Genomic DNA, 5149 nt, shown 5'->3' with positions numbered 1-5149 from the left:
GATGTACCTCTACCGCCTCGTCACGCGCACGGTGGTCATCACCCGGCGCATGGTCAAGGTGCGGCGATGACGCTCCTCGGAGCGCCGCCGCCCCGGTCCGAATGCACCCGGCGGCGCGGCGCAAATCTGTAGCGCCGCTTCCCAGAAACCCTTTGCTTGTCTGACGTTTGATGCCTAATATTTTCCCTCCGCGTCACCCAAACCCCACGGAGGTAACATCATGCGTAAGGCGCTATCCTTTTCCCGGACGACAGGCTGGTTGTGCGCCATCCTGATCGTCTTCGCCACCATCCCCACCACCCGCGCCCAGACTTACGACGAAGCGCTTTACAGCGCCCTCGATTACCGCAACCTCGGTCCGTATCGCGGCGGGCGAAGCGCCGCCGTCACCGGCGTGCCGGGCCAGCCGTCCACATACTATTTCGGCGGCGCGGGCGGCGGTGTGTGGAAGACCACCGACGGCGGGCAAACCTGGAAGAACATCTCGGACGGTTTCTTCGGGGGCTCCATCGGCGCGGTGGCCGTCAGCGCGTGGGACCCGAACGTGATCTACGTCGGCGGCGGGGAAGTGACCGTGCGCGGCAACGTCTCGCACGGCTATGGCATGTGGAAATCCGAGGACGCCGGCAAGACATGGCGACACATCGGGCTCGACGACTCTCGGCGCATTCCCCGCATCCGCATCCATCCCCGCAACCCCGACCTCGTCTACGCCGCCGTGCTCGGCCACCTCTTCGGCCCGAATGCGGAACGCGGCGTTTACCGCTCGAAAGACGGCGGTGAGACGTGGGAGAACATCCTCTTCGTGAGCGACGAGGTCGGCGCGGTGGACCTCGTGATGGACCCGACGAACCCGCGCATCCTCTATGCTTCGACGTGGCGCATCCTGCGGACGCCGTACAGCCTGGAAAGCGGCGGCGAAGGCTCCGCCCTGTGGAAATCCACCGACGGCGGTGATACGTGGGAAGAGGTCACCGGAAAGGACAACGGCCTGCCGCGCGGCCTGCTCGGCATCATCGGCGTGACGATCTCGCCGGCCAACCCGGACCGCGTGTGGGCCATCGTCGAGGCGCAGGACGGCGGCGTCTTCCGCTCCGACGACGGCGGCGAGACCTGGACGAAGATCAACGACGAGCGCAAACTCCGGCAGCGCGCGTGGTACTACTCGCGCCTCTATGCCGACCCAAAGAATGAGGATCAGCTCTACGCGCTCAACGTGCGCTTCTGGCGCTCGAAGGACGGCGGCAAGACGTACGAGAGCATCTCCACGCCCCACGGCGACCACCACGACCTGTGGATCAACCCCGACGATCCCTCCCACATGATCATCGGCGACGACGGGGGCGCACAGGTCACCTCGGACGGCGGCGAGAGCTGGACCACGTATTACAACCAGCCCACGGCGCAGTTCTACCGCGTCACCACGGACAACTACTTCCCGTACCGCGTCCTCGGCGCGCAACAGGATAACTCGACCGTCCGCATCCTCCACACCTCGAACGGGCGGAGTGAGCGCGACTGGGAGCCTTCGGCGGGCGGCGAGAGCGGCTGGCTGGCCCCCAAACCCGACGACCCCGACATCGTCTTCGGCGGCTCCTACGGCGGTTTTCTACAACGCATCAACCATCGCACCGGCGAGGTCCGCGCCGTCAACGTGTGGCCGGACAACCCCATGGGGCACGGCGCCGAGGGCATGAAGTACCGCTTCCAGTGGAACTACCCCATCCTCTACTCGAAGCACAACCCCGACGTGCTCTATACCGCCGGCAACCACCTCTTCCGCACAACGAACGAGGGGCAATCGTGGGAGATGATCAGCCCCGACCTCACCCGGGCGGACTCGGCGAAGCTCGGCCCCTCCGGCGGTCCCATCACGAAGGACAATACCGGCGTCGAATACTACGCGACCATCTTCACCGTCGCCGAGAGCAATTTCGACCCGAACGTGATCTGGACCGGCTCGGACGACGGGCTGATCTACGTCACACGCGACGGCGGGCAAAACTGGACGAACGTCACGCCGCCGCCGAAGCTGATGCCGGAATGGATTCAGGTCAACGACATCGTCGCGCACCCGTTTGAGCCGGGCGGGCTCTACGTGGCCGCCACCCTGTACAAATCGGACGACTTCCACCCGTACCTGTACAAGACGACGGACTACGGGCAGACGTGGACGAAGATTGTCGACGGCATCGACCCGGCGCATTTCACACGCACCATTCAGCCGGATCCGAAGCGCCGCGGGCTGCTCTATGCGGGCACCGAGAGCGGCATGTACGTCTCGTTCGACGACGGCGCACACTGGACGCCTTTTCAGCAAAACCTGCCCGTCGTGCCCATCACGGACCTCGACATGAAGGACGACGACCTGATCGTTGCCACGCAGGGCCGGGCCTTCTGGATCATCGACGACGTGACCCCGCTCCACCAGCTCAACGACGAGGTGGCCGCGAGCGCGCACTGGCTCTTCGCGCCCCGCCCGACGTATCGCATGGCCGGCGGGCGCTTCGGCGGCGGCAGCGGCGTTACGCTCCGATACTACTTCAAGGACGCGCCCGACAGCAGCGCCGTGAAGCTCAAGATCCTCGAAGCCGACGGCGACGTCATCCGCACGTTCACCCCGAAGACGAAGGGGCAGAAGCTCGCCGTGGAGGCCGGCATGAACGCCTTCCGGTGGAACATGCGTTACGAGGACGCCGAAACGTTCCCCGGCCTCATCATGTGGGCCGGCACCACGCGCGGCCCCGTGGCCGTGCCCGGCATCTATCAGGCCCGTCTCATCGTCGGCGACGACTCGACGAGCGTCCCCTTCGAGATCAAAAAAGACCCGCGCTCGTCCTCGACCATCGCCGACCTCCAGGCGCAGTTCGACTTCCTCATGGAGATCCGGGACAAGCTGAGTGAAACGCACCGGGCCATCAAAAAAATCCGCGACGTGCGGAGCCAGACGAAGGCCATCACGAGCCGCCTCGGCGACTATGAGGGCGCGGAGGAGATCCGGAAGGCGGCCCAGGCCCTCAACGAGAAGCTCACCGCCATCGAAGAGGCGCTCTATCAGACGAAAAACCAGAGCCGCCAGGACCCGCTCAATTTCCCGATCCGGCTGAACAACAAGCTCGCCGCCGTCGCCTCGACCGCTTCCATCGGCGACTACCGGCCCACCGATCAGGCCGTGGCCGTGAAGGAGGAACTCACCGCCGCCATCGACGCGGAACTGGCAAAGCTCGACACGATCCTCGAGACCGACCTGCCCGCCTTCAACAACCTCGTGCGCGAGAAGGCGATCCCGGCGGTGATCGTAAAGACGGACGAACCGGCGACGATGCCGGGCACGCACTGACGCGCCCTCCCTCACGCCAACCCTCGGGGCGGTTTCGGACACACCGGAACCGCCCTTTTTTTATTCGCCCCCCTCTCCCCCCGGGGCAAATAAAATCCCCCTCTTCGCAATCTCGTAACCATTCCTCTTTCTCTCCTACTGAAGGATAGCCCGAGGCCCGTCATTCGTGGTATGGACGCATCATTCCGGCAGGTCTCACGCCACCATTGTTCTTGACGCCACCCTTCGCCTGTTCCAACGATCCGTTCACCCGGTGCGCGGGCGCGTTGTTGTTGTCATCGTCGCGCCCGACCACCACCAGTCCGGCCGAACGTATGCCCGCTTGTCACCAGCTCTTTCGCCTGCCCGGCCTCCTGCTGCTCCTCCTTCCACTGACCGCACGCGCCCAGGAATACACCTTTACCGACGTCACCGACACGGCGGGCGTCGCCGACGAGAACCACATCCGGTGGGGCTCCAACTGGATCGACTACGACAAGGACGGCTGGCTGGACCTGTACGTGGTGCACGGTGAGGCGCCCCCCTGCGACGACCCCGAGGACGACAACACGCTCTATCGCAACAACGGCGACGGCTCCTTCACCGACGTCACCGCCGAAACCGGCACGGGAGATTGCTGGGTGGCCATGCGCAATGCCTGGGCCGACTATGACAACGACGGCGACCTCGACTTCTATTCGCACAACTTCGTGCAGAGCACGCTCTACCGAAACGACGACGGCGTCTTCGCCGACGTGAACGAAACCTCCGGCGCGGGAATCAACATGGAGCACGGCACCGGGGTCGCCTGGGCCGACTACGACAACGACGGCGACCTCGACTTTCACGCCGTCAGCTTCCCCGGCTTCAATGCCCTCATGCGCAACAACGGCGACGGCTCCTTCACCGACGTGCAGGTCTCCTCCGGCCTCTCGTTCCCTGCCAGTGCGATGGGCAACATGTGGGCCGACTACGACAACGACGGCGACCTCGACCTGGCCCTCGCCGCCGTCACCCCCTACCGAACCGTCCTCTACCGAAACAACGGCGACGGCGCCTTCACCGACGTCACCACGCAGGCCGGCATCGTGACCGAAGTCGGAAGCTCCGGCGCGGCGGTCTTCTGGGCCGACTACGACAACGACGGCTTCTTCGACCTGCTCCTGACCGAAGTCATCCTCGGCTCGACGAAGACCACGCCCCTGCGCATGTACCTTTTTCACAACCGGGGCAACGGGACCTTCGAAGACGTGACGGCAGACGCCGGGCTCCTCCCTCCGGACGACAGCGGCGAGATCAGCGACTGGGATGCCGCCTTCGCCGACTATGACAATGACGGTGACCAGGACCTCTACGTGAGCGTACAAACCCAGACCGGCCAGGGCAACTTCTTCTATCGCAACGAGGGCAACGGCGCCTTTACCGACATCGCCGAGGAGCTGGGCATGAACATCGGAACCGGGGAAACGAAGTCGTCCGTCTGGGGGGATTACGATAATGACGGCGACCTCGACCTGTACGTGATGGAAGCGCTGGGCCATACCGACCCGAACCACCTCTTCCAAAACGACGGCGGCTCGAACCACTGGCTCCAGGTCGAACTCGTCGGCACGTGCAGCAACCGCGACGCCATCGGCGCGCGGCTGACGCTGACCAACGACGGCGGAATCCAGATACGAGAGATCAACGCCGGGACGGGGCTGTTCTCCCAGCACACACCCATCCAGCAGTTCGGCCTCGGCACGGACACCGTCGCCGACGAACTGCGCATCGACTGGCCCTCGGGGCTGACCACCACGCTCACCGACCTCGCCGCCGATCAGCGCCTGA

General features: G+C 64.9%; 2 protein-coding genes. Both read left to right on the top strand.

Annotated elements, in window-relative coordinates:
* Positions 1-220: 220 nt before the first annotated feature.
* On the top strand, positions 221-3340 hold the full coding sequence (locus tag AC1HIY_RS07935; protein WP_479576186.1) for a VPS10 domain-containing protein: 3120 nt from the start codon (positions 221-223) through the stop codon (positions 3338-3340).
* A 314-nt stretch (positions 3341-3654) separates the two neighbouring features.
* Positions 3655-5149: CRTAC1 family protein (locus AC1HIY_RS07930; protein WP_479576185.1), on the top strand; the 1495-nt coding region annotated here is incomplete at its 3' end.

The organism is Rhodocaloribacter sp., from assembly GCF_056451265.1.
The sequence above is the reverse complement of the archived record's forward strand: the minus strand, read 5'-3'. Positions and strand labels throughout refer to the sequence as shown.